General features: G+C 71.7%; 21 protein-coding genes and 1 pseudogene. 4 read left to right on the top strand and 18 right to left on the bottom strand.

Annotated features, from left to right (window positions below; all coding sequences use genetic code 11):
- Position 1: 1 nt before the first annotated feature.
- The 6 genes from ybeY to hrcA are packed head-to-tail and all read right to left on the bottom strand — an operon-like array spanning position 2 to position 4,883.
- Positions 2 to 463, bottom strand: a complete 462-nt coding sequence (ybeY, locus tag MXD64_RS07445) for an rRNA maturation RNase YbeY (RefSeq protein WP_017886675.1) — start codon at positions 461 to 463, stop codon at positions 2 to 4.
- Positions 460 to 1,602: a PhoH family protein gene (locus tag MXD64_RS07440; protein WP_042540165.1), complete on the bottom strand. Its 1,143-nt coding sequence runs from the start codon at positions 1,600 to 1,602 to the stop codon at positions 460 to 462. The genes ybeY and MXD64_RS07440 overlap by 4 nt, the downstream gene beginning before the upstream one ends.
- Positions 1,592 to 1,945, bottom strand: coding sequence for a histidine triad nucleotide-binding protein (locus MXD64_RS07435; RefSeq protein ID WP_017886673.1), 354 nt, complete (start codon positions 1,943 to 1,945; stop codon positions 1,592 to 1,594). Before MXD64_RS07435 ends, MXD64_RS07440 begins: the two co-directional genes overlap by 11 nt.
- A 38-nt stretch (positions 1,946 to 1,983) precedes the next feature.
- Positions 1,984 to 2,718, bottom strand: coding sequence for a 16S rRNA (uracil(1498)-N(3))-methyltransferase (locus MXD64_RS07430; RefSeq protein WP_263137343.1), 735 nt, complete (start codon positions 2,716 to 2,718; stop codon positions 1,984 to 1,986).
- On the bottom strand, positions 2,718 to 3,830 hold the full coding sequence (dnaJ, locus tag MXD64_RS07425; RefSeq protein WP_017886671.1) for a molecular chaperone DnaJ: 1,113 nt from the start codon (positions 3,828 to 3,830) through the stop codon (positions 2,718 to 2,720). Before dnaJ ends, MXD64_RS07430 begins: the two co-directional genes overlap by 1 nt.
- Before the next feature lie 33 nt (positions 3,831 to 3,863).
- Positions 3,864 to 4,883 carry a heat-inducible transcriptional repressor HrcA gene (gene hrcA, locus MXD64_RS07420; protein ID WP_017886670.1) on the bottom strand — a complete coding sequence of 340 codons (1,020 nt, stop codon included), beginning with the start codon at positions 4,881 to 4,883 and terminating at the stop codon, positions 3,864 to 3,866.
- Between the two features lie 109 nt (positions 4,884 to 4,992).
- Here hrcA and MXD64_RS17755 point away from each other — a divergent pair, with 109 nt between their 5' ends.
- Entirely contained in the window at positions 4,993 to 5,556 is a 564-nt protein-coding gene (locus MXD64_RS17755; RefSeq protein ID WP_307858773.1) for a DUF4870 domain-containing protein, read from the top strand.
- Between the two features lie 37 nt (positions 5,557 to 5,593).
- On the opposite strand, the gene hemW is transcribed toward MXD64_RS17755, so the two are convergent.
- Entirely contained in the window at positions 5,594 to 6,847 is a 1,254-nt protein-coding gene (hemW, locus tag MXD64_RS07410; RefSeq protein WP_031259452.1) for a radical SAM family heme chaperone HemW, read from the bottom strand.
- A gap of 29 nt (positions 6,848 to 6,876) precedes the next feature.
- On the opposite strand from hemW, the gene MXD64_RS07405 reads away from it, so the two are divergent.
- The gene (locus tag MXD64_RS07405; protein WP_071251394.1) at positions 6,877 to 7,569 is read left to right on the top strand and encodes an HAD family hydrolase; all 693 of its coding nucleotides are present in this window, start codon (positions 6,877 to 6,879) and stop codon (positions 7,567 to 7,569) included.
- A 137-nt stretch (positions 7,570 to 7,706) separates the two neighbouring features.
- Here the strand turns inward: MXD64_RS07405 and MXD64_RS07400 are convergent, their stop codons facing one another.
- A complete protein-coding gene (locus MXD64_RS07400) occupies positions 7,707 to 8,354 on the bottom strand; it encodes a DUF1990 family protein (protein ID WP_017886666.1) in 648 nt (215 codons plus the stop codon).
- 131 nt (positions 8,355 to 8,485) lie between these two features.
- Here MXD64_RS07400 and MXD64_RS07395 point away from each other — a divergent pair, with 131 nt between their 5' ends.
- On the top strand, positions 8,486 to 8,983 hold the full coding sequence (locus MXD64_RS07395) for a hypothetical protein (RefSeq protein ID WP_214519541.1): 498 nt from the start codon (positions 8,486 to 8,488) through the stop codon (positions 8,981 to 8,983).
- Positions 8,984 to 8,990: 7 nt separating this feature from the next.
- Here MXD64_RS07395 and lepA read toward each other — a convergent pair whose 3' ends face one another.
- Together lepA and MXD64_RS07385 are read right to left on the bottom strand one after the other, a co-directional pair.
- A complete protein-coding gene (gene lepA, locus MXD64_RS07390; RefSeq protein WP_056068283.1) occupies positions 8,991 to 10,838 on the bottom strand; it encodes a translation elongation factor 4 in 1,848 nt (615 codons plus the stop codon).
- Between the two features lie 289 nt (positions 10,839 to 11,127).
- On the bottom strand, positions 11,128 to 12,294 hold the full coding sequence (locus MXD64_RS07385) for a pyridoxal phosphate-dependent aminotransferase (protein ID WP_263137342.1): 1,167 nt from the start codon (positions 12,292 to 12,294) through the stop codon (positions 11,128 to 11,130).
- A gap of 222 nt (positions 12,295 to 12,516) precedes the next feature.
- On the opposite strand from MXD64_RS07385, the gene rpsT reads away from it, so the two are divergent.
- Entirely contained in the window at positions 12,517 to 12,777 is a 261-nt protein-coding gene (rpsT, locus tag MXD64_RS07380) for a 30S ribosomal protein S20 (protein WP_017886662.1), read from the top strand.
- Positions 12,778 to 12,972: 195 nt separating this feature from the next.
- Here the strand turns inward: rpsT and holA are convergent, their stop codons facing one another.
- From holA to MXD64_RS07340, 8 genes and pseudogenes are all read right to left on the bottom strand, one after another.
- Entirely contained in the window at positions 12,973 to 13,992 is a 1,020-nt protein-coding gene (gene holA / locus MXD64_RS07375) for a DNA polymerase III subunit delta (protein WP_017886661.1), read from the bottom strand.
- A gap of 352 nt (positions 13,993 to 14,344) precedes the next feature.
- Positions 14,345 to 15,688 (bottom strand): annotated as a pseudogene (locus tag MXD64_RS17840) (ComEC/Rec2 family competence protein); the annotation flags it as partial.
- A 718-nt stretch (positions 15,689 to 16,406) separates the two neighbouring features.
- On the bottom strand, positions 16,407 to 17,159 hold the full coding sequence (locus MXD64_RS07365; protein ID WP_159556479.1) for a ComEA family DNA-binding protein: 753 nt from the start codon (positions 17,157 to 17,159) through the stop codon (positions 16,407 to 16,409).
- A gap of 107 nt (positions 17,160 to 17,266) precedes the next feature.
- A complete protein-coding gene (gene leuS, locus MXD64_RS07360) occupies positions 17,267 to 19,828 on the bottom strand; it encodes a leucine--tRNA ligase (protein WP_159556481.1) in 2,562 nt (853 codons plus the stop codon).
- A 50-nt stretch (positions 19,829 to 19,878) separates the two neighbouring features.
- Positions 19,879 to 21,567, bottom strand: coding sequence for a thiol reductant ABC exporter subunit CydC (gene cydC, locus MXD64_RS07355; RefSeq protein ID WP_214519538.1), 1,689 nt, complete (start codon positions 21,565 to 21,567; stop codon positions 19,879 to 19,881).
- Complete coding sequence (gene cydD / locus MXD64_RS07350; protein WP_263137340.1) at positions 21,564 to 23,276, bottom strand: thiol reductant ABC exporter subunit CydD; 1,713 nt, start codon at positions 23,274 to 23,276, stop codon at positions 21,564 to 21,566. The genes cydC and cydD overlap by 4 nt, the downstream gene beginning before the upstream one ends.
- Before the next feature lie 10 nt (positions 23,277 to 23,286).
- Positions 23,287 to 24,291, bottom strand: coding sequence for a cytochrome d ubiquinol oxidase subunit II (gene cydB, locus MXD64_RS07345; protein WP_263137339.1), 1,005 nt, complete (start codon positions 24,289 to 24,291; stop codon positions 23,287 to 23,289).
- Between the two features lie 16 nt (positions 24,292 to 24,307).
- Entirely contained in the window at positions 24,308 to 25,720 is a 1,413-nt protein-coding gene (locus MXD64_RS07340; protein ID WP_017886654.1) for a cytochrome ubiquinol oxidase subunit I, read from the bottom strand.
- Positions 25,721 to 25,883 lie beyond the last annotated feature (163 nt).

The raw sequence follows: 25,883 nt of genomic DNA, 5'->3' as shown, positions 1-25,883 counted from the left end.
GCTACCGCCCTCGGTGCTGGGCGGCGAACGCGGTCAGGATCTCGCCCTGGATGCCGAACATCTCGGCCTTCTCGTCGGGTTCGGCGTGGTCGAAGCCGAGCAGGTGCAGGATGCCGTGGCAGGTGAGCAGGAGCATCTCGTCGGTGCTCGAGTGCCCGGCGGTCTTCGCCTGCTCCTCGGCCACCTGCGGGCAGAGCACGATGTCGCCGAGCAGTCCGGCCGGCGTCGGGTCGTCCTCGGTGCCGGGCCGCAGTTCGTCCATCGGGAAGCTCAGGACGTCCGTCGGGCCGGGCTCGTCCATCCACCGCACGTGCAACTGCTCCATCGCGCCCTCGTCGACCAGCACGATCGCGAGCTCCGCGTCGGCGTGGACGTGCATGGCGTCCAGGGCGAACGCGGCGAGCCGCTGGATCGCGGCCTCGTCCACCTCGACGCCGGACTCGTTGTTGAGCTCGATGCTCACCGGTTGCCTCCTCGGGCGTCGTTCTGGGGGTACGGGGGCCGTGCACGGTCCTGCGGCGGGCGCCCACGACGCTCGGCGCGGTTGGCGCCGTCGGGGTTGCCGACCGGAGCGGTTCCGCGGCCGCCGGGGCGCTGGCCGGCCTGCTCGGCGAGCCGCTCTTCGTCGTAGACCGTGTAGGCGTCGACGATCCGACCGACGAGGGTGTGGCGGACCACGTCCTCGCTGCCGAGACGGGCGAAGTGGATGTCCTCGACCTGGTCGAGGATGCGGGTCACGAGCCGGAGACCGGACACGTTGCCCGGCAGGTCGACCTGGGTGATGTCACCCGTGATGACCATCTTCGAACCGAACCCGAGACGGGTCAGGAACATCTTCATCTGCTCGGGCGTGGTGTTCTGCGCCTCGTCGAGCACGACGAACGAGTCGTTCAGGGTCCGACCACGCATGTACGCCAGCGGGGCGACCTCGACGGTGCCGGCCGCCAGGAGCTTCGGGACGAGCTCCGGGTCCATCATCTCGTTCAGGGCGTCGTAGAGCGGCCGCAGGTAGGGGTCGATCTTGTCGGTGAGCGTGCCCGGCAGGAAGCCGAGCCGCTCGCCGGCCTCGACCGCGGGACGCGTCAGGATGATCCTGTTGACCTCGCGCCGCTGCAGCGCCTGCACGGCCTTCGCCATCGCCAGGTAGGTCTTGCCGGTCCCGGCCGGGCCGATGCCGAACGTGATCGTGTGCTCGTCGATGGCGTCGACGTAGGCACGCTGCCCGTCGGTCTTCGGCCGGACGGACTTGCCGCGGCTCGAGACGATCGGGGTGCCGAAGGTGTCGGACGGCTTGCGGTCGTCGTCGAGGATCCGTGCGGACATCGGGATGTCGGACGGGCCGATCTCCTGCCCGCGCTTGACCATGCCGACGAGCTCGTCGACGAGCGCCTTCGCGCGGGCGACGTCGCGTTCGGGGCCGGTCAGCGTGACCTCGTTGCCACGGACGACCACCCGGACACCCGGGTACTGGCGCTCGACGGTCTTGAGCAGTCGGTCCTGGGGGCCGAGCAGCTGCACCATGGCGATGCCGTCGACCTGGAGCGAGACGGAGACGGGCTGTTCGTCGGCGGCGGTGGGCTGTGCTGGTTCGTTATCCGGCAAGGGTGCCTTCCTGCAGTTCACCTGCGAGTACGTGCGCGTGCACGTGGAACACGGTCTGACCGGCGGCTTCGCCGGTGTTGAAGACGAGTCGGAACTGGCCGTCGGCGCGCTCGTCGGCGATGCGCTGCGCCGTGGCGACCACGTGGGCCAGGAGGTCGGGGTCCCCCGCGGCGAGCTCCGCGACGTTCGCGTACTGCTCCGTCTTGGGCACGACGAGCACGTGGACGGGGGCCTTGGGCGCGATGTCCTCGATCGCGATGACACGGTCGTCCTCGGCGACGATGGTCGCCGGGATCTCGCGCGCGATGATCTTGGAGAAGACGCTGGGCGTGCTGGTGCTCATGGCTCCATCGTAGGACGCGTCCGACGGCGGGGTCCGGCTCACCAGCGGCCCAGTCGCGCCTGCAGGACAGCGAGTGCCGCCGGTCCTGCGGTGGAGGTGCGGAGCACGCTGTCGCCGAGTCGGACACGCACCGCACCGGCGGCCTCGAGCCGGTCGAGCTCGGCACCGTCGATGCCGCCTTCGGGTCCGACGACGAGCGCGATGTCCTCGGCGTCCGTCGGTGGTTCCCAGGTGGCGAGCCGCACGGTCGCGGTGGGGTCGAGCACGACGAGTGCGGTCCCTGCTCCGAGGGCCGACACGAGCTGGCCCGTCGTCGCGAGCGGTGCCACCGCAGGGACGCGCGGACGGATCGCCTGCTTCGCCGCCTCGTGCGCGATGGCGGCCCACCGCGCACGACCCTTCTCGACCTTCGCGCCGTCCCACCGGGAGACACTGCGCGCAGCCGACCACGGCACCACCCGGTCGACACCGATCTCGGTCGCCGCCTGCACGGCCATCTCGTCGCGGCCGCCCTTCGCCAGTGCCTGCACCAGCGTCAGCGACGGACGCGGTGCGTCCTGGTGCTCGAGGGTCTCGACCGCGAGCTCCAGCGTGTCCTTGCCGAGTGCCGTGACCGGTCCGGACACCACGGTGCCCCGACCGTCGGCGATCCGCAGGACCTCGCCGACCCGGACCCGCGCGACGGAGACCGCGTGCCGGCCCTCGGCGCCGTCGAGCGACACCGTGTCGCCGACGACGACGTCGAGCGAGTCGACGAGGTACAGCGACGCCATCAGTGGTTGAAGAAACGGTCGCGGAGCTTGCCGAACATGCCCTGCTGGAACCGGGCGAGCTGCGGAGCCGTCGTCTTGTGCGACTTCGCCAGCTGCTCGACCAGCTGCCGTTCCTTGTGGGACAGCTTGGTCGGGGTGACGACCTGCACGCCGACCCGCAGGTCACCGCGGCCGTTCCCGCGCAGCTTCGTGATGCCGCGGTCCTTGATGACGAGGACGTCGGCGCTCTGCACACCGGGTCGGATCTCGAGCTCGACCGGACCGTCGAGGCCGTCGATGGTGGTGGTCGTGCCGAGGACGGCGTCGGTCATGCCGACCTCGAGCGTGGCCAGCAGGTCGTCACCGTCGCGGCTGAAGACGTCGTCGTGGCGCACGCGGATCTCGAGGTACAGGTCACCGGACGGGCCACCGGCCGGACCGACCTCGCCCTGGCCCGGCATCTGCAGCCGCAGTCCGGAGTCGACGCCGGCGGGGACGTCCACCGGTACGGTGCGACGGGCGCGGACGCGGCCCTGGCCCTGGCAGGTCGGGCAGGGGCTCGGGATGACGGTGCCGTACCCGCGGCAGGTGCCGCACGGGGCGCTCGTCACGACGTTGCCGAGGAGCGACCGGACCTGGCGCTGGATGTGCCCGGAACCGCCGCAGATGTCGCACGTGCGCGGGCTGGTGCCCGGTGCGCAGCAGGAGCCGTGGCAGGTCTCGCACAGCACGGCCGTGTCGACCTCGACGTCCTTGTGGGTGCCGAAGACGACCTCGTCGAGGTCGACCTCGATGCGGAGCAGGGCGTCCTGCCCCCGTTCGGCACGGCTGCGGGGGCCGGAGCCACGTCCGCCGCCACCGCCACCACCGAAGAAGGCGTCGAAGATGTCGCTGAAGCCGCCAGCACCGCCTCCGAAGGGGCTGTCGGCCTGCGGTCCGGCGTCGTACCGGCGTCGCTGCTCGGGGTCGCTCAGCACGTCGTACGCGTGCGTCACGTCCTTGAAGCGCTCGGCGGCGTCGGGTGCCGGGTTCACGTCCGGGTGGAGCTCACGCGCCAGGCGGCGGTAGGCCTTCTTGATGTCGGCATCGGAGGCGTCTCGCTGGACGCCGAGGACGTCGTAGTGGTCTGCCACGTATCCCTCAGTCGGTTGGGTTCGGTCGGTTGGTCAATGTTCGCCCAGGAGTTTGGACAGGTACCGGGCGACGGCCCGGACGGCCGCCATGTTCGTGCCGTAGTCCATCCGGGTCGGTCCGAGGACGCCCAGTCGGGCCACCTCGCCACCGGCCAGGTAGCCGCCGGCGACGATGCTCGTGGCGTCGAGCCCGTACTCGGCGTTCTCGACGCCGATGCTGGCCGCCACCGCGATGTCGTCCACCTGCATCTCCCCGAACAAGCGGAGCAGGGTGACTTGTTCCTCGATCGCTTCGAGCACGGGGAAGAGGCCGCCGGAGAAGTCCTGCTCGCTCTTCGCCAGGTTCGCCGCACCGGCCATCAGCAGGCGGTCCTGCCGGTTCGCAGCGACCTGCTCGATGAGCGTGGCGACGACGACCCCGCCGAGCGTCTGGGCGTCGGGGCGGAGCTGCTGCGGCACGGCCCGGAGTGCGGTCGGGACGTCCTGCAGCAGGAGCCCCACCGTGGCGCCGTTCACCACGGTGCGGAGTTCGCCGAGCGAGTCCTCGTCGAGCGCGACGTCGGTCTCGACCACGCGCTGCTCGACCCGGGCGGTGTCGGTGATGAGCACCACCATCAGCCGGGCGTCACCGAGCCGCACCAGCTCGACGTGCTGCACGCGGGCGCGCACCATCGACGGGTACTGCACCAGGGCGACCTGGTTCGTGAGCTGGCTGAGCAGCCGGACGGTGCGCCCGAGGACTTCGTCGAGGTCGTTCGGGGCGCCGAGGAAGGTCTCGATGGCGTGCCGCTGCGCGCTGGAGAGCGGACGGGCACCGGCGAGGTGGTCCACGAAGAGGCGGTATCCCTTGTCGGTCGGTACGCGACCGGACGAGGTGTGCGGGGCCGCGATGAGCTGTTCGTCCTCGAGCAGGGCCATGTCGTTGCGGATGGTCGCGGCGCTGACCCCGAAGGCGTGCCGCTCGACGATGGTCTTCGACCCGACGGGTTCACGCGACGCCACGTAGTCGCGCACGATGGCCTTGAGGACCTCGAGGCTGCGTTCACTGACCACGAGCGTCTCCTTCCCGATCGACCTGGCACTCGGACGTGTCGACTGCTGATCCTACGCCCGACCGCTGACGGCCCGGGACTTCCGGGCGGTCGGCCGATACGCTTCCGCCATGACCTACGGACAGCAGCCCGGCGGCCCTTCCGACCAGCAGCCCGGCGGGCCGCAGCAGCCCGGCGGGCCGCAGCAGCCCGGCGGGCCGCAGCAGCCCGGCGGGCCCCAGCAGCCCAGTGGCCCCCAGCAGCCCGGGGGCCAGTACGGCCCCGGCCCCGGCGGGCCGCAGCAGCCCGGCGGCCCCCAGTACCCCGGCGGGCCCCAGTACCCCTCCGGGTACACCCCGCCCCAGCCGATGAGCCCCGAGGACCAGCGCCTCTGGGCGACGCTGACGCACATCGGCGGCATCTTCTTCACCGTGGTCGCACCGCTGGTGGCCTACCTGGTCCTGCGCGACCGCGGCGGCTTCATCCGCGAGCACACCCGGGTCGCCCTGAACTTCCACATCACGATGGCGATCGCCTACGTGGTCGGTTCCCTCACCTCGGTGTTCGGGGTCGGGCTCCTGATCATCTTCGCCGCGGGCATCGTGTCGCTGATCTTCAGCATCATGGCCGCGATCGCCGCGAACCAGGGCCAGTTCTACCGCTACCCGCTCTCGATCGAGTTCATCAAGCAGTAAGCGGCACGCACTCGGCAGCAAGCAGTGCGCACGCCGCTCAGTCGAGCAGCTCCCGCACCACCGCGTCGGCGAGCAGCCGACCCTGCAGGGTCAGGTCGATGCGTCCCCGCACCGCGGCCGACCCGTCCACGAGCCCGCGTGCGATGAGGCCGGCGACCCGGCCACGGGCCTCCTGGCGGATCTCGCTCGTGGCGAGCTCCCCGCGGACCCGCGCGGCGAGCAGCAGGCGCTCGACGTACCGCGTCTCGTCGTCGATGGTCTCGCGGCCGGCGGCCGGCGACTCCCCCGACAGCACCCGGTTCGCGTAGGCGGCCGGGTGCTTGACGTTCCACCAGCGGGTACCGGCGACGGCGGAGTGCGCACCGGGGCCGACGCCCCACCAGTCGTGGCCCTTCCAGTAGGACAGGTTGTGGCGACTCGCGTGCCCGTCGCCGCGCGCCCAGTTCGACACCTCGTACCAGGAGTAGCCGGCGTCACCGAGCACCTGGTCGGCGAGCTCGTACATGTCGGCGGCCAGGTCGTCGTCGGGGGCGGGGAGCTCACCGCGGGCGACCATGCGGCCCATCGCGGTGCCGTCCTCGACGATGAGCGAGTAGGCCGACACGTGGTCGGGCTCGCACGCGATCGCGGCGTCGAGCGAGGTCCGCCAGTCGGCGAGCGACTCCCCCGGCGTGGAGTAGATCAGGTCGAGCGAGACGTCGAGCCCCTGCTGCTTCGCGAGGTCGACGACGACGGGGACCCGCAGGGGGTCGTGCGTTCGGTCGAGCGTGGCGAGCACGTGCGGCACCGCGGACTGCATCCCGTAGCTGATCCGGTTGAACCCGCCAGCCCGCAGGGTCTCGAGCGACGCCGCGTCGACGGAGTCTGGGTTCGCCTCGGTGGTGACCTCGGCCCCGGGCAGGATGCCCCACGTGTCGTCGATCGCCCGCAGGATCATCGCCAGGTCGGACGCCGGCAGCATGGTCGGGGTCCCGCCGCCGAAGAACACGGTCGACACCGGGCGCCGCGGCACGCCGGAACGGTCGAGCACGGTCGCGGCCCACTCGATCTCGCGCACGGCGTGGCCGGCGTAGTCGTCGCGACGGACGCCGCGGAGCTCGGAGGCCGTGTAGGTGTTGAAGTCGCAGTAGCCACAGCGCACACGGCAGAACGGGACGTGCACGTAGACGCCGAACGGGACGTCACCGGCGGCGGGAGCAGCGCCGGGGCCGGTGGCGGGGCCCGCTGCCGCCCACGGCGTGATCAGGCCGTCCGCGGGTGCTGGATCGGCGATCGGGAGAGCACTCGGCATGGAGTCCATTGTCCGTCATGATGGGAGCCATGGAGCACCATCCCGTCCCCACCACGGTCTTGTGGGACATCGACGGCACCCTCGTGATGAACGCGTCGTCCCCGGGCAACCTCTACCACCTGGCCCTCGAGCGGGCGGTGGGCCGCGACCTCACCCTGCGGGTGGGGCACCAGCACGGCCGGACCGACGCCGGACTCATCGCCGAGCACGTGCGCGCCCACGCGTTCGAGGACACCCTTATCCCCACGGTCAGTCGGCACCTGCACGACCTGACCGCCGAACGGCACGCCTCCGGCGACCACCGCAGCCCCGTCCCCGGAGCGAAGGCGCTCCTGACCCGGTTCGCCGAGCTCGGGTGGCGCAACGGGCTGCTCACCGGCAACTCGGAGTACCGCGCCCGGGTGAAGCTCACCGGCGCCGGGTTCGACCCCGACGGCTTCGACTGGGAGCACTCGTACTTCGGCGACACCGAGGTCGATCGGGCGGGGGTCACCCACCGTGCCGCCGCCGACCTGGTCGGCACCCGGGCGGTGATCGTCGGCGACACCCCGCGTGACGGCGAGGCAGCCGACGCCGCCGGCATCCCGTTCCTGGCCGTGGCGACCGGCATCTACGACGTCGACGCGCTCCGGCACACGAACGCCGTGACGGTCGCGCGCGACTGCCAGCAGGACGCGGCGCTCATCGAGGACGCGATCGCCGCGCTCCCGCCGCTGCGCTGAGCAGTGGCCGGACGCGCCCGGCGCGACGGCCACGACCCACGCGCGTCGCGCCCGGCGCGACGGCAACGACCCCCGCGCGACAGGCGCGGCCCCGGCGCGACAGGCGCGGCCCCGGCGCGACAGGCGCGCCCCGGCGCCTAGTCGCCCCGCAGTGCCGCCAGGTACTTCTCCGCCATGACCTTCTGCTGCCGGCGTACGAACGGCGCGACGAAACGCCACTTCGCGCTCGACGGCTGCGAGAACTGCCGGATCTGCAGCCACACCGAGCCGTCCTGGGTGCGCTCGACGACGAACGACTCCTCGCCGGAGAGCGGATGCCCCTCGAGCGTGCCGTACGCGAAGCCCTTGCGGTCGTGCTCGTCGATGATCGACACGACCCGCACCGGTGCCAGCACGGTCTGCCCGAAGGCGTGGATCGTCAGGGTCGCGCTCGTGCCCGCCGTCAGCAGCGGTGTGCCGTCCGGTGCGAACTTCTCGACCCGGGGCGTCCCGATGGACGCCGGAGCGATCGGCACGCCGTCGTCGTCGAAGGTCACCGGGTTGTACCGGACCTCGTCGTCGTCGGGCTGCTCCTCGACGCGGACCCGCACGCCGCTGCGCTCCTGGATCTGCCACGTCAGTGCCTGCACCACGGCGGTCTCGAACCGCTGGTCGCCGTGTCCGATCCGCGCGCGCGACTCGGCCGGGGTGAAGCCCTCGGGCGGGTAGGTCATGAGGTCCGACGCCTGGGTCGCCCCCACCGCGCCGTACGTCAGGGCGGTCCGGTAGCTCCCGCGGATGCTCATGCCGCCATGCTACTTGGGCGGGCCGCCCCGGATCGAACCGATCCCCTCTCAGCTCCGCCCGACCGGCGCGGCGCCGGTGCGCCCCGAACTGGAGGCCCGACAAGCGCCCGCCACGCGGCTATCGTCAGCAGGTGCCCCACACCACCCCCGCCCGCCCGCGGTCCGTCGACCGCCGGACCGCTGCCCTCGCCGTGCTCACGCTCGTCGCGTTCGGCCTGGCGGCCGCCGCCCGGGTGCTGGTGGACGTGACGACCTCGGCTGCGGCGTCCCCCGCCCGGTACGCCGCCGTCGCACTCGCCCCCGAGGCGTGGACCGGCTTCGACACCGCGAACCTCATCGCCGCCGTCGGGGCCAGCTGTGCCGGCGCCGGGGTGCTGCTGTTCGGTGCCGCGCTGGTGTCCGCGGTGCGTCGTCACCCGGGCCGACGGCTCCCGCTCGCCCTCGCGGTGGTGACCCTCGCGATGGTGGTCGGCGCCGTGGCCGCCGGGGTCACCTCGGGCCGACAGACCGACTTCGACGCGGCTGCCCACTGGGCCATCCTGCGGACCGCACTGGCGGGACTGGCTGCGGCGAGCCTCCCGGCTCTCGGCCTGGCCGCCCTGCGGGCCCGCGCCCGCCACACCGGCTGAACCGGCGCTACTTCTTCTTCTCTTCGACGTCGCCGGAGAGCGCCGCGATGAAGGCTTCCTGCGGGACCTCGACCCGACCGATGGTCTTCATGCGCTTCTTGCCCTCCTTCTGCTTCTCGAGGAGCTTGCGCTTGCGGGTGATGTCACCGCCGTAGCACTTGGCCAGGACGTCCTTGCGCATGGCTCGGATGCTCTCGCGGGCGATGATGCGGGCGCCGATGGCGGCCTGGATCGGCACCTCGAACTGCTGGCGCGGGATGAGCTTGCGCAGCCGCTCGGTCATGAGCGTGCCGTAGGCGTACGCCTTGTCGCGGTGCACGATCGCACTGAACGCGTCGACCTGGTCGCCCTGCAGCAGGATGTCGACCTTGACGAGGTCGGCGGCCTGGTCGCCGGTGGGCTCGTAGTCGAGCGATGCGTACCCCTGCGTCTTGCTCTTCAGCTGGTCGAAGAAGTCGAAGACGATCTCGCCGAGGGGCATCTCGTAGCGGATCTCGACGCGGTCCTCGCCGAGGTACTCCATGCCGAGCAGGGAGCCACGGCGCTGCTGGCAGAGCTCCATGATCGCGCCGACGTAGTCCTTCGGCGCCAGGATCGCGGCGCGGACCATCGGCTCGCGGACCTCGACGATGCGCCCGGTCGGGAACTCCGAGGGGTTCGTGACCTCGGTCACGGCGTTGTCCTCGGTCGTGACCTCGTAGATCACGCTCGGGGCGGTGGTGATGAGGTCGAGGCCGAACTCGCGGGACAGCCGCTCGGTGATGATCTCGAGGTGCAGCAGCCCGAGGAACCCGCAGCGGAACCCGAAGCCGAGCGCGACCGAGGTCTCCGGCTCGTAGACCAGTGCGGCGTCGGAGAGCTTGAGCTTGTCGAGCGCTTCGCGGAGCACCGGGTAGTCGCTGCCGTCGATCGGGTACAGGCCCGAGAAGACCATCGGCTTCGGGTCGGTGTAGCCGGGCAGTGCCTGGGTCGCGGGCTTCTGCGCGCTGGTGACGGTGTCGCCGACCTTCGACTGGCGGACGTCCTTCACGCCGGTGATCAGGTAGCCGACCTCGCCGACCGACAGGCCCTTGGTGGGCTTCGGCTCCGGGCTCGAGACCCCGATCTCCAGGATCTCGTGCGTCGACTTGGTCGACATCATCTGGACCTTCTCGCGGGGCGAGATGGTGCCGTCGATCATGCGGACGTAGGTGACGACGCCGCGGTAGCTGTCGTAGACCGAGTCGAAGATCATCGCGCGGGGCGCGGCCTCGGCGTCGCCGACGGGGGCCGGCACGCGGCGGACCACCAGGTCGAGGAGCTCGGACACGCCGACGCCCGTCTTGCCGGAGACCCGGAGGACGTCCTCGGGCTTGCCACCGATGAGCTGCGCGAGCTCGGCGGCGTACTTGTCCGGCTCGGCCGCGGGCAGGTCGATCTTGTTGAGGACCGGGATGATCTCGAGGTCGTTCTCGAGCGCCAGGTACAGGTTCGCGAGCGTCTGCGCCTCGATGCCCTGCGCGGCGTCGACGAGCAGGATGGCGCCCTCGCACGCCGCCAGGGACCGCGAGACCTCGTACGAGAAGTCGACGTGCCCGGGGGTGTCGATCATGTTCAACGCGAAGGTCTCACCGTCGAGTTCCCACGGCATGCGGACGGCCTGCGACTTGATCGTGATGCCGCGCTCGCGCTCGATGTCCATGCGGTCGAGGTACTGCGCACGCATCGCGCGGTCCTCGACGATGCCGGTGATCGACAGCATGCGGTCGGCCAGCGTCGACTTGCCGTGGTCGATGTGCGCGATGATGCAGAAGTTGCGGATCGCGTCGGCCGGGGTCGCTGCGGGCTCCAGCGGAGCGGATGCTTGTGGGCTCACGGTTCCTCAGGTGGGTCGGACGGTCGCAACAGTCTCCCACGCTTCACCCGCCCTGGAGGCACGGCGCGCGTCCGCTACGCACGGTGCGCGGTTGATCCGCTTCCGGTGCGCTCTCGCGTCGGCGTGCCGGACCCCGCACGGTGCGAGGTCGGCGGGTCCGTGCGCCGTTGACCCCCCGGTGACCGGATGCTGCGCGGCACGGGGCGAGCATCCTAGCACCAGGTGGAGGACCGCGCACCGTGCGCCGTCCTGCCGACCGGCACCGGGCCTCCCCGCCGTGTGGACCGCGTCAGACGGCCGCGTGCGCCGGAGCCGGCAGCGCGCCCAAGCCGCGCCGCAGGTCGTCCGCGGTGGCTGCGAGGCAGACGCGGATCCACCCCTCGCCGGAGCGTCCGAAGGCGCTGCCCGGCGCGACGGCGACCCGTTCACGCTGCAGGAACCCGAGCGCCCACTCGGCGATGTCGCCGTCGGAAGCGTGCGACATGTCGATCCACAGGTAGAACGCCCCGCGCGGGTCGAGGTACCGGATGCCGGCGGCGTCGAGCGTCTCCTTCGCGACCTCGAGGTTCGCGCGGTAGTGCTCCCGGGCGTCGCGCACCGCGGAGTGGTCCCCCACGATCGCCGCGAGGGCCGCGTACTGGTCGGGTTCGGCGACGCAGCTGATCATCGCTTCCTGCGTGGTCCGCATCGTCGCGCCGAGGCCCTTCGGGGTGACGAGGTACCCGACACGGACACCGGTCATCGCGTACGTCTTGCTCAGCGAGAACGCCGAGAACACGCGGTCGTCCTCGTCGAGCGCGGCCAGGCTGACGTGGCGGGTGCCGTAGGTGAAGTACTCGTAGACCTCGTCGCTGATCACCCAGAGGTCGTGCCGCTTCGCGAAGGCGAGGAGCGCACGGAGGGTCTCCTCGCCGAACACCGAACCGAGCGGGTTCGACGGCGAGTTCACGACGAGCACCCGGGTGCGTTCGGTGACGCCCGCCTCGAGGGCCGGCAGGTCGGGCTCGAACCCGTGCTGCGGCTCCAGCCGGTACGGCACCGGCGTCGCCCCGATGATGTGGGCGTTCATCGTGAACGTCGTGTAGCCGGGGTCCGGCACGAGCACCTCGTCACCCGGGCTCAGGGTGAGCGTCATCGCCTGGAACAGCGCCTGCGTCGCGCCGATCGTCATCCAGATCTGCTCGAGGTCGGCCTCGATCCGGTTCTCACGGCGGAGCTTGTCGCGGACGGCCTCGCGGAGCGGCGCGATCCCGCCGTTCGGGGTGTACCCGGTGCGGTCCTCGGTCCACGCACGACGGGCCGCCTCGCCGATGTGCGGCGCCACCGGGACGTCCGGCTCGCCGATCACGAGCATCGTGACGTCGGTGCCGCTCGACTGCAGCAGGGCCGCCTGCTCGAAGACCCTCCGGATGCCGGAGGCGGGCACGGTGTCGATGCGCGGTGCGAGGGAGGGCATGTCCGTCACGCTATCCGCTGCGTGTTGCCACGGCGTTTCGGCGCGGTCGGCCGCGGGCTTCCGCCGATCCGGCGGTGTTTCGTGCTTTGGTGGCGGCCCCGCGGCCTGGTAGTGTTGGTGGCTGGCTTCCGCGTTCCCCGCCCACGGGTGGAACGCGATGCGACCAAGGGCCCCTCTACCCTGCGGTCGCGCCCACCCGTACGAGACGAGCAGGAGCAATTCATGGCGAACATCAAGTCGCAGATCAAGCGCATCAAGACCAACCTCAAGGCCACCGAGCGCAACAAGGCGTACAAGTCGGAGCTCAAGACGCACATCCGTCGTGCCAACGACGCCGTCGCCGCCGGTGACAAGGACAAGGCCGTCGCGGCCCTGGCCCTGGCGTCGAAGAAGCTCGACAAGGCCGTGAGCAAGGGTGTCATCCACAAGAACCAGGCCGCGAACCGCAAGTCGGCCATCGCGAAGAAGGTCTCGTCGCTCTGACGCCCTGACCCTTCTGGTCCGAAGGCCCCGCACCGTTGGTGCGGGGCCTTCGTCGTGCGTGGGGCGCTGTGCGCGCTGCGCGCGTGTGGTTCGCTTCGTGAGCAGAAACGGTCGGGTCGCGATGGCGGACCCGACCCCTTCTGCTCACGAAGCGCCGGCCGACGGGCGCGGGAAGGCCGGGAGGCGCGACTCGCCTCAGCGGGGCTCGCCGCGTCGGGCGATGGTGCGGACCATGACCTCGAGCGCGTAGTGCGCGTCGCGCGAGCCGCCCTTCACCGCGGTGTCCGCTTCGGCGATGCTGATGATCGCGTTCGCCAACCCGGACTCGCTCCAGCCTGCGACGTCACGCTGTGCGCGCTGCACCTGCCACGGCGCCATGCCGAGCGCCGAGGCCGCCTGCCCGCTCGGGCCCCGGAACGCGCTGACCTTCGCCATCGTGCGGATCTTGCTCGCGAACGCGGCGACGATCGGCACGGGGGCTTCGCCGGTGGCCAGGGCGTGGCGCAGCTCGACGATCGCCGGTGCCGACCGACCCGCGAGCGCGATGTCGGCGACCTTGAACGCGTTCGTCTCGACGCGGCCGCCGTAGTACTTGTCGACGACCTTGTCGGTGATCTCCTCGGCCTCGTCCGCCAGGAGCTGCCGGCACGCCGCGGCCAGTTCGGCGAGGTCGTCGGCGAACGCGGTCACCAGGGTACGGACGGCGGACGGGGCGATCCGGCGTCGTGCGGCCCGGAACTCGGCGTTCACGAAGTCGATGCGGTCGGTCTCGCGCTTGAGCTCGTCGCAGAGCACCTCGACCCCGCCGCCGACGCCGCTGCGGATCGTGTCGAGGAGCTTCTTGCCGCGCATGCCGCCGCCGTGCCGGAGCACCAGGGTGACGTCGTCGGCGGGGGCCTGCAGGTACGAGATCGTCTCGGTGATGAAGGCGTCGGTGCACTTCTCGACGTTGGTCACCTGCACCAGTCGCGGCTCGCCGAACAGCGACGGGCTGGCGAGGGTGGCGAGCAGCCCGGGGGCGTACTGGTCGGCTTCGAGGTCGTGCACCTCGAGCGCGGGGTCCTCGCCCTGCAGCAGGTCCTTCAGCACACCGCGGGCGCGGTCGGCGAGGAACGCTTCGGGCCCGGTGATGAGCACGACGGGCGCCGGACGGATCCCCGACCAGGGCACCTGGTCGATCTTCGCTGCGGCGCGCGCGGGCTTCTTGGCGGCCATGTGGTCCTTCCGGTGGTGCCGGCCCGGACGGTGCCGGGTCGAGTGGTGCACCGTCGATCCTACGGGCGGCCGCCGACGGCGAGCGTTCCGTCCACACCCGCACCTCGTCGGCGCCGGACCGAGCGAGCACGACGGTTCCGCGCTGATCGGTGCGGAGCGGCAGCGTGCCGGCGGCATCGAGCACGTCGAGGGCCGACGCGGTCGGGTGCCCGTACGTGTTGTCCGCGCCGACCCCGATCAGCCCGACGCGCGCGGCGAGCCCCCGGTAGAGCTGCGGGTCCTGGTCCGCCGAGCCGTGGTGCGCCACCTTCACGACGTCGATCGGCCCCGCCGGCAGTCCCCCGGAGTTCCGGAGCCGGCGTTGCGACGACTCCCCCAGGTCACCGAGGAAGACCCCGGTCAGACACGTGGCGCAGGCACTGCCGTCCGCCGGCCCGGTGACCAGCACGATGCTCGCGTCGTTGCCGGCGTCACGGGTGCCGGCCAGGGGCCACGCGACCCGCCAGGCGAGCGGCCCGAGGGTGCCGGAGACCCGGTCGTCGGCCGTCCGGACGTCCACGCCCGCACTCAGCAGGTCGTCGACCACCCGGCCGTCCGACGCGCGGCCGACGGGTCCGACCAGGGCGGTCTCGACCGTGTCCGCCACGGCTCCCACCGCGCCGACGTGGTCGCGGTCGAAGTGCGTCAGGACGAGCAGGTCGATCCGGCTGATCCCGAGCAGGTCCAGGCACGCCAGGAGCCGTTCCTCGTCGTCGCCGGTGTCCACGAGGGCAACGGCGTCGCCGCCGCGGAGCAGCACGGCGTCACCCTGCCCGACGTCGCACGCGGCCACCGACCAGTCGCCGGGGACGGAGCCGCGCACCACGAGCACCGGGACGGAGACCGCTGCGACACCGACCACGAGCACGGACCCTGCGGCGAGCAGCATTCGGGAGCCGATCCGGCCCCGGACCAGCACGGCCGTCGCGATGCAGCCGCACACCAGCACGGCGGCTGCCACACCGAGCACTCCGGCCGGCCACGGCGCCGAGGCGTGCGGCAGGGCGGCCGCCCCGTGCGCGATGCCCCCGACGGCAGCAGCGGGCACCCACGCGACGGCCGCGAGCGCCTGGGCACCCGCCGGCCACACCGGTGCGACGGTGCACGCGGCGAGTCCGATCACCGTGACGACCGGCGCGAACGGCTCCGCCAGCAGGTTCGCCGGCACCGCGTAGGTCGGGAGCGCTGCCGACAGTGGGATCGTCACGGGCCAGCACGCCACCTGGGCCGCCACGGGGATCGCCAGTGCGGCGGCGACCGGCGGCCACACGCGACGCGCCAGCAGCTCGGTGAGCGGTGGGCCGAGCACCACGATGCCGCTCGTGGCGAGCACGGACAGGGCGAACGCGAACGACCGCGCGAACCAGGGATCCACCACGAGCATGCCGATCGCGGCGAGTGCGATGAGCGGCACGCCCCGCACGGGTCTGCCGGCGAGGTGCACGACCAGCACCACGATCGCCATCACCGTCGCCCGGACGATCGAGGGGTCGGGCCGCACCAGGACGACGAACGCCAGGAGCACCACGACGGCCACCGCGGCCCGGAGCCCGCGCGGCAGCCCGCAGGCACGGCCGAGGACGACCACCAGCCCGACCACCACGGCGCAGTTCGCCCCGGACACCGCCGTCAGGTGCGTCAGCGCCGAGGTCTCCATCGCCGCCTCGGTCCCCGGGTCGAGGCCGGAACGGTCGCCGATCGCCAGCCCCCGCAGCAGTGCCGCCCCCGGCTGCGGCAGGTCGGCCGTGGCCCGGACGAACGCCTGTCGGGCGGTGTCGGTGGCGCCGAGCAGCCCGGTGGGGGGCTCCGATGACGGTGTCCCGCGCAGGAACGCCACGAAGGCGGTCGCCGATCCCGGTTGGTCGGGCTGCACGGCGGCGGACCCGGTGACCCGAGCCCCGGCCGCCAGCACGGCACCGGGTGCGTCACCGTGCAGGTCGGGCACGAGCCGGACCGGCGCGCGGAGCCCGTCGAGCCCGTCGGCACGCACGAGCGTGGCGGTGACGGAGCGGTCCCCCGGCACGAGGTCGCGGGACAGCACCGCCTCGACCTCGACGCGCCCGGCGTCCGGACCGGCGACGAGGGCACGCAGTCCCTCCGGGGCCCGTCGGGAATCCCCCACGGTGACCGACACCGCGAGCAGCGTGGCCAGCGCCCCGGCGACGAGGACCAGCCCGGCGACGCCCCGCACGGCCCCGCCGCAGCGTCGCGTGCGGAGCGCGATGCCGCTCACACCGGTCACGAGCACGGCGACCCCGGCGACCACCGGGGCGACGTGGGGCGCTCCGGTGAGCAGGGCGGTCAGGATCCACACGACGGCGACGGGCGCCGCGACCCGCAGGTCGATCGCGCTCGGTGCGAGCTGCACGCGCGCCTCAGACCCGCACGCGATCGCGCAGCTCGGCGAACCGCACGTCACCGATCCCGCTGACGTCGAGCAGGTCCTCGACCGAGCCGAACCGACCGTGCTCGTCCCGCCAGGCGATGATCCGTCCGGCCAGCCCGGGGCCGATGCCGGGCAGGGTCTCGAGGGCGGCCTGGTCGGCGGTGTTCAGATCGACGACCGACCCCTCGGCCCCGGTCTCGCCAGCCCCGGTGGCGGCGTCGGTGTCGCCTGCTGACCCGGCGGTGCCACCTCCCGTCACCGGTCCGAGCGCCTCGGGCACCTCCTGCTGGCCGACCCGCGGCACGTACAACCGCTCGCCGTCCGTCAGCACCCGGGCCAGGTTCAGGCGGTCGAGGTCGGCGTCGTCCGTCGCCCCACCGGCACGTCGGACGGCGTCACCGACACGACTCGCTGCCGGCAGCTCGACCACACCGCTCCGCCGCACCGCACCGAGCACGTGCACCACGACGCGCCCGGCACCAGGAGCGGACGGAGCAGCACCGGCAGACGCACCGGCAGACGGTGACGGCGCGCCTGACGCCCCACCCGCGCTGGCCGTCGGCGCCCCACGCACGACGACCCCACCGGTTCCCCCGGTCCCCTCGCCGCCACCCGACACCAGCGCCCCGACGAGCACCACGACGACGGCGACCACCACCACGACCGCCGCCAACACCACGGCTGCCCGTGGTGACAGCGCAAGGCGGGACCACCAGGGTCCGGAGGGCGACGGGGACGACATGCCCCGAACGCTACGGAGCCCGGCGCGTCGGCCGGGCTCCGGAGGTCGCACCCGTGGACGGGTGCCGCGAACGCCCCCGCTGTGAGGGACGATGCCAGCGACGGTCGCTACCCCTTGATGGCGATGTTCACGAGCTTCGGAGCCCGGACGATCACCTTCACGATCTCGCGGTCACCGATGTACCGCTGCACGTTCGCCGAGGACCGCGCCAGCTGCTCGAGCTCGTCCGCCTCGATCGACTTCGACACCTCGAACGAGTCACGCACCTTGCCGTTGACCTGCACGACGGCCGTCAGGGTCTCCTGCACGAGCAGCGTCGGGTCGGCCTTCCGCCAGCCGTACGTGGCGACGGTGGCCTCGTAGCCCAGCCGCTCCCACATCTCTTCGCCGGTGTACGGCGCGAAGACGCTCAACGCGAGGGCGATGGTCTCGACGGCCTCACGCACGGCGGGGTCACCGGCGCCGGGGCCGCTGTCGATCGCCTTGCGGGTGACGTTCACCAGGTCCATCAGTCGTGCGATCACGACGTTGAACTTGAACGCCTCCATCATGCCGGGGGCGTCGGCGAGGAACCGGTGGGTGACCTGGCGGAGTGCCCGGTCGCCGTCGGCCCACACGGCGTCGCGCGACGACGTGACGTCGAGCGCCAGCCGGTACGCGCGCGCCAGGAACCGTGCCGACGCGGACGGGGAGACGTCCTCCCAGTTGATGTCGTCCTCGGGCGGACCGGCGAAGCCCATCACGAGGCGGATCGCGTCGACGCCGTTCGCGTCGAGCTCGTCACCGAGCGAGACGCCACCCTTCGACTTCGACATCTTCGAGCCGCCGGACAGCACCATGCCCTGGTTGAGGAGCGCCGAGAACGGCTCGGTGAAGTCGAGGTACCCGAGGTCGAACAGGACCTTCGTGACGAAGCGGGCGTAGAGCAGGTGCAGGATCGCGTGCTCGATGCCGCCGATGTACTGGTCGACCGGGGCCCAGCGCCGCGCGGCAGCCGGGTCGAACGCCTGGGTGTCGTCCTGCGCCGACAGGAACCGCAGGAAGTACCACGACGAGTCGACGAAGGTGTCCATCGTGTCGGTGTCGCGGAGGGCCGGGGTGCCGTCGACGGGGTTCGGGACGTTCACCCAGTCGGTCGCGCCGCCGAGGGGCGAGGTGCCCTTCGGCTTGAGGTCGAGGCCCTCGGTGTCGGGCAACACGATCGGCAGCTGGTCCTCGGGCACCGGGTGCTCCGTGCCGTCGGCGCCGTGGATGATCGGGATCGGGGTGCCCCAGAAACGCTGGCGCGAGATGAGCCAGTCGCGCAGGCGGTAGGTCTTGGCGGCACGGCCGGTGCCGCGCTCCTCGAGCAGGGCGATGGCCGCGGTGATGGCGTGCTGCTTCGACATGCCGTCGAGCGGCCCGGAGTTGATCATCCGGCCCTGGCCGGTCAGCGCTTCGCCGGTGGCGACCGGGTCGAGGGTCGGCACGTCGAAGTCGTCGAGCGTCGCACCCTCGGGGATGACCGGGATCGCGCCGGTGACGGCGGCGTTGGTGTCGACGACGACCTTGACGGGCAGGTCGAACGCCCGCGCGAAGTCGAGGTCGCGCTGGTCGTGTGCGGGCACGGCCATCACGGCGCCGTGCCCGTAGTCGGCGAGCACGTAGTCGGCGGCCCAGATCGGCAGGCGCTCCCCCGTCAGCGGGTGGACCGCGGAACGGCCGAGCGGCACACCGGTCTTCGGGCGGTCGGCGTTCTGCCGGTCGATCTCGGACGTCTTCTGTGTCGCCGTCAGGTAGGCGTCGAAGTCGTCACGGACGGAGGACGGCACCGACGGGTCGGCGACCAGCTCAGCCGCCAGGTCGGAGTCCGGTGCGACGACCAGGAACGTGGCCCCGTGGATCGTGTCCGGGCGGGTGGTGAAGACCGTGACGGGCTCGTCACGGCCCTCGATCACGAAGTCGACGTCCGCGCCGACCGAGCGTCCGATCCAGTTGCGCTGCTGCGCGATGACCTTCGCCGGCCACCGCCCCTCGAGCTGGTTCAGGTCGTCGAGCAGCCGGTCGGCGTACTCGGTGATCTTGAAGTACCACTGCGTGAGCTTCTTCTTGACGACGACGGCGCCGGAGCGGTCCGAGGTGCCGTCGGCGAGGACCTGCTCGTTCGCGAGCACGGTCTGGTCCACCGGGTCCCAGTTGACCCAGCTGTCCTTGCGGTAGGCCAGGCCCTTCTCGTACATCTTCAGGAACAGCCACTGGTTCCACTTGTAGTACTCGGGGTCCGAGGTGTGGATCTCGGTGGTCCAGTCGAACGACGGCGCGTAGCGCTTGAAGGACGCCTTCTGCTGCTCGATGTTCGCGTAGGTCCAGTCCTTCGGGTCCACCCCGCGCTTGATCGCCGCGTTCTCGGCGGGCAGCCCGAACGAGTCCCATCCGATCGGGTGCAGCACGTTGAAGCCCTGCTGGCGCCAGTAGCGCGCAACGAAGTCACCGAGCGCCCAGTTCTCGGCGTGCCCCATGTGCAGGTCGCCGGACGGGTACGGGAACATCTCGAGGATGTACTTGCGCGGACGGGTGTCGTCGAGGTCCGTGGTGAAGAGCCCGAGCGCTTCCCAGCGGGGCTGCCACTTCTCCTGGATACGACGGAAGTCGTAGGCGTTCGGGTCCTCGGCGTGCTGGTCGGTGGTCACGGTCGTCAACGATACAAGCCGGGAGGCCCGTCCCGCGTCCGCCCCTCGGCTCACCCGGCGAGCAGGCGTCCGTCCCGCATCCGCAGGGTGCGGTCGACCAGGTCCGGCGCCACCGGGACGTGCGACACGATGACGACCGACCGACCCGCTGCGCGGGCGGTGGTGACGAGGTCGCGAAGCACCGAGTCGCCGAGGTCGGGGTCGACGTCGGCGGTCGGTTCGTCGAGCACCAGCACCGGGAACGCGTGCAGCAGCGCTCGGGCCAGGGCGAGCCGGTGCGCCTGCCCGCCGGACACGAGCACGCCGCGTTCCCCGACCGAGGCGTCGAGCCCACCCCGTCGGACGACCCAGTCCCCCAGGCCGACCCGGTCGAGCACGGCGAGGAGCTCGTCGTCGGTGGCGGTCTCGCGGGCGAAGAGCAGGTTCTGCCGCACCGACTGGTCGAACACGAACGGGTCCTGTTCGATCAGGCCGACACGGGCCCGCACGGCGTCGGGGTGCATCGCCCGCGCCTCGACGCCGTCGAGCGTGTAGGAGCCGTCGTGCTCCACGAACCGGACGAGCGCGTCGACGAGCGTGGACTTGCCGGCGCCGCTCGGCCCCTGCAGGACGACGACCTCGCCGGGGGTGAGCGTGAACGAGACCCCGTCGACCGCCGGCTCGGCGGCGCCGGGCCAGTGGACGGTCAGGTCCTGCACGGCGAGCGTGACCGACCCCTCGACCACGAGCGACGCCGGGTCGGCGTCCTCGTCGGGCTCGGGGACGATGCCGGCGGGCACCTCGGCGGGCACCACCTGCTCGACCCGGTCGGCGGCAGCACGCACCCGGCGGAGCGTCAGGACGGCGAGCGGGACGGTCCCGACGACCTCGAAGAGCGCGAGCGGCACGAAGACCGCCAGGGCCCAGAGCGGACCGTCGAGCGCACCCGACACGACGGCAGGGGCACCGACGGCGAGGATCCCGATCACCGCACCGCCACCGACCAGTCCGACCAGGGCACCGACGAGCGACTCGACCGTGCCGCGGCGCCGGACGGCCCGGGTGACGCCGGCATCGAGCCGGGCGATGTGCGCGAGCCGTTCGTCGAGCGTGCCGTAGGCGGCGAAGACGTCGAGCGTGCGGACGGTGTCGAGCACGAGGTCGGCGACACGACCACGATCGGCGGCGGTCTCGCGGTCCGAGCGCTCGGCGATCGACCGGGTGACGATCGTGCCGACCAGGGCAGCGACCGCCAGCGCGAGGACGAGCACGAGCGCGGCCGGCACCGACACGAGCGCCACGGCGACGACCGACAGCACCGCGACGACCCCGGCGGACACGAGCGGGCCGACGACGCGGATCGGCAGGTCCTGCAGCCGGTCGGTGTCGGTCACCAGGCGCGTCATGAGGTCTCCGCGACCGGTGCGGCCGAGCCCGGCGGGCGCGATCGACGCGAGCCGCCGGTACATCTCGGTCCGCACCACGGCCAGTTGCCGGAACGAGGCGTCGTGCCCGGCGAGCCGGTCGACGTAGCGCAGCACGGCGCGCCCCAGCGCGAACGCACGCACGCCGACCATCACGAGCGTCAGGTACAGGATCGGCGGGTGCTCGGCGGCGCGGGTGATCAGGTAGCCACTGGCGGCGAGGAGCGCGACGGCGCAGACGGCGCTGAGCGAGCCGGCGGCGACCGCCTTCGCCCAACCCGACCCGTGCGGCATCGCGAGCCGCAGGACGGAGCCGCCACGGGCCTCCCGGCTCATGCGCGCACCCCCCTGCGGACCGTCACGGATCCGCCGACCGCGATGTCGACGCGGACGTCGGCCGCGGCGACGACCGCCGGTCGGTGGCTGGCGACCACGACGACGGCGCCGCCGGCCGCCAGGCCACGGACGGCGGCGACGACGCGCGCCTCGGCCTCGGCGTCCAGTGCGGACGTCGGCTCGTCGAGCAGCACGAGGGGTGTGGCGGCGCGGCGTACGCGGTACAGCGCGCGGGCGACGGCGACGCGCTGCGCCTGGCCGCCGGACAGTCCGCTGCCACCGGCGCCGACCGGGAGGCCCGGGTCGAGTCCCAGCCCCGCGTCGCCCAGCGCGGTGCGCACGTCGGCGTCGTCCGGGGTCGCGCTGAGCGCGACGTTCTCGGCGATCGTCCCGCGCACGAGACGTGGCCGCTGGTCGGCCCAGGTGGTGCGCTCGGCGACGGATGCGCTGGCCGGGCCGGGCACGGTGACGGTGCCGTCGTGGGGCAGGACACCGCGGAGTGCGGCGATGATGCTGGACTTGCCGGAGCCGCTCGGGCCGGCGAGCACGACGACGGTGCCCGGTTCGGCGTGCAGGTCGAACGGCCCGATCACGACGTCGGCGCGGCGGACGGTGAGCCCGCGGACGTCCAGGGCGGTGGCGGCTTCGGCGCCGTCGGTGTCGGTCTCGCTCCCGCCGCTGTGCACCCGGATGCTGCGGCCCGGGGCCGGGGCCGGGGCCGGGGCCGGGGCGTCACCGTCGTCGGCGTCGTCCGCCAGGACGTCGAGCACCGCGGCCGACGCCTCGACGCCGTCCTGGGCGGCGTGGAAGTCCGCGCCGACCTGGCGGATGGGGGCGAAGGCCTCGGGTGCCAGGACGAGCACGAACATCGCGGCGCCGAGGCCGAGCGAGCCGTCCACCAGGCGGATGCCGATCGAGACGGCGACCAGTGCGACGGACAGGCTCGCGGCGAGCTCGAGCGCGAAGCCGCTCACGAACGACAGCCGGAGCACGCCGATCGTGCCGCGGCGGTACTCGTCGGTGACCGCCCCGATGCGACCGACCTGGCGGCGCGCACGACCGAAGACCTTGAGCGTGGCGAGCCCCTCGACCGCCTCGGTGAAGGCGCCACCCAGCTTCGCGAGGGCGTCCGACTGCTTCCGCTGCAGCGACTGCGTGGCCAGGCCGATCAGGATCATGAAGACCGGGATCACCGGCAGGGCGAACAGGATGATCAGCCCGCTGGTCAGGTCGCCCACGCCGATCGCGACCAGGAGCACCGGCGTCGCGATCGCGGTGAGCGCGAGCTGCGGCAGGTACCGGCCGAAGTAGGCGTCGAGGGCGTCGAGTCCGGGGCCGAGCGTGGTGGCGAAGCCAGCGCTCGACCGGCCGGCGAGCCACGACGGACCGCGCTCGGCGGCACGGGCGAGCACCGTCGTGCGCATCTCGCTCTTCACCTTCGCCGCGGCGCGGGCTGCCAGGTCGTCGGTGGCCCACGCCGCCACTGCCCGCAGGACGAACGCCCCGCCGAGCAGGGCGAGCGCCTGCCCGAACGCGGCCGGCACCGTGCCGTCGTGCACGGCGTCGACCCCGAGGGTGACGGCCGCGGCGATCCCCCACGCGATCCCGATGGTCGCGAGCGTGCGCAGGACCCCCGTGCCGGCGGCCGCGACGATGAAGCCGCGCGCGGTCCGGGACAGCCGCAGGAGTCGGGGGTCGAGGGGCTTCATCGTCGGATGCCTAGTGCGCTGCCGCGGTGATCTGGGCGCGGGAGACACGCTTGCGGAAGATCCAGTAGGTCCAGGCCTGGTAGGCGAAGACCAGCGGCACGAAGATCAGCGCGACCCAGCTCATCACGCTCAGCGTGTACGACCCGGACGAGGCGTTGTACACGTTCAGGCTGTTCGCGACGTCGTTCGAAGCGGGCATCACGTCGGGGAAGATCGCCGTGAACATCGCGAGCACGATCGCGGCGATGGTGACTGCCATCAGGGTGAAGGCGCGTCCCTCCTTGCCCCAGGCGTTGCAGAGCACCGCGAGCACCAGGGCCAGGGCGGCGACCACGGAGAGCACCAGCGAGGCCGGGGTGGCGCGGACGAAGGCCATCGACACCAGGAACGTGGCGCCGACGACGATCGAGACGATGCCGGCCCGGGTCGCCAGGCGCTTGGCGCGTTCGCGGATGTCGCCCTCGGTCTTCAGCGCGACGAAGACGACACCGTGGGTGAAGAACACCAGCAGCGTCGCGGCACCGGTCAGCAGCGCGAACGGGTTGAGCAGGTCGAAGATCGTGCCGGTGTAGTTGTGCCCGGCGTCCATCGGGATGCCACGGACGACGTTGCCGAACGCGACGCCCCACAGGAACGACGGCACGGCGCTGCCGACGATGATCATCAGGTCGAAGCGGCGCTTCCACTCGAGGTGCTTGTTCTGGTGCCGGTACTCGAACGACACCCCTCGGGCGATGAGCGCGGCGAGGATGAGCAACAGCGCCAGGTAGAACCCGGAGAACATCGTGGCGTACCACTCCGGGAACGCCGCGAACAGGCAGGCGCCGGCCACGATGACCCAGGTCTCGTTGAGGTCCCAGACCGGGCCGATGGTGTTGATCAGGACCCGACGGTCGGTGTCGTCCTTGCCGAGGAACGGCAGGGACATGCCGACACCGAAGTCGAATCCGTCGAGGACGAAGTAGCCGACGAAGAAGACGCCGACGATCGCGAACCAGAGAACGGGGAGATCCATCAGGCAGCGTCCATTCCTAGTAGACCGTCACTTCGTGCTTGACCTCGCCGGTCTCCTCGTCGACCTCGTCCGGGTCGGCGGGGCCTTCTTGCGCGACCTTCTTGATGAGCTTGAACTCGACGACGGCCAGCGTGCCGTAGATCGCGGTGAAGACCAGCAGCGAGATGAGGACCTCGAGTCCGGTCACGTTCGGGGAGACGCCGTCCTTCGTCCGGAGCAGCCCGAACACGAGCCACGGCTGGCGGCCCATCTCCGTGAAGACCCAGCCGACGATCATCGCGGCCATCGGCAGCGGCGCCGTCCAGGTGGCGATGCGCCACACCCAGCGCTGCGTCGGGAACCGGCCCTTGCGGGTCAGCCAGAGTCCGACGAGCGAGACCATGACCGCACCGACGCCCAGGGCGATCATCCAGCGGAACGACCAGTAGGTGACCCAGATGATCGGCTTGTAGTCGCCGGGGCCGTAGACCTGGGTGTACTGCGCCTGCAGGTCGTTGATGCCCTCGACCGTGCCGTTGAACGTGTGCGTCGACAGGAACGACAGCAGGTACGGCACCCGGATCGAGAACAGCTCGTGGACGCCGTCGGGGGTGCCCAGCGTGAAGATCGAGAACGATGCGTCCTTGCCGGTGGCCGTGTTGTACAGCGCCTCGGCCGACGCCATCTTCATCGGCTGCGTGTCGACCATGGTCAGACCGAGCTGGTCGCCGGTCAGGACGGTGAGCGCCCCGGCCGCGAGCATGGTCCACATGCCGAACTTCAGCGCCGGCATCATCGTCTCGAGGTTCTGGTTGCGGGCCAGGTGGTAGGCAGCGACCGAGATGATGACCGCCGCGGCGACCATGAAGCAGGCGAAGAGCGTGTGCGGGAACGCGGCCAGCGCGACCTTGTTGCCGAGCACCGCCCAGATGTCGGTGAGCTCGGCGCGCCCCTTGGCCTCGTTCATCGCGAAGCCGACCGGGTGCTGCATGAACGCGTTCGCCGCGATGATGAAGTACGCCGACATGATCGTGCCCGCGCTGACGCACCAGATGCTCGCCAGGTGCAGGGCCTTCGGCAGGCGGTCCCAACCGAAGATCCAGATGCCGATGAACGCCGCCTCGAAGAAGAACGCCAGGATGCCCTCGAGCGCGAGCGGTGCGCCGAAGACGTCACCGACGAAGCGCGAGTAGTTCGACCAGTTCATGCCGAACTGGAACTCCTGCACGATGCCCGTCACGACGCCCATGGCGAAGTTGATGAGGAAGATCCGTCCGAAGAACCGCGTGAGCTGCAGGTAGTGCGCGCGGCCGGTGCGGTACCAGGCGGTCTGGAACACGGCCACCACGGCCGCCATGCCGATCGTCAACGGGACGAAGAGGAAGTGGTAGATGGTCGTCAGACCGAACTGCCACCGCGACAAGAGGAGCGGATCGAGGAGGTCGTTCATGCGGCGTTTCCGAGACGGGTGGCCGCGCGCTGTTCGTGCACGTCAGTTGCTTCCTGTGGAACGGATACATCAGGTGTCACAGCCCTTGGGACACCCCAACGCTATCGCGACGTCCGTCGATTCGACAACTTGTAGAACCCTCGCGTGCACAAACGTGCAAAGC

The organism is Curtobacterium sp. Arg-1 (assembly GCF_025643395.1).
Taxonomy (GTDB): domain Bacteria; phylum Actinomycetota; class Actinomycetes; order Actinomycetales; family Microbacteriaceae; genus Curtobacterium; species Curtobacterium poinsettiae.
Note: the sequence above shows the minus strand (reverse complement) of the source record. Positions and strands in the feature narration are given on the sequence as shown.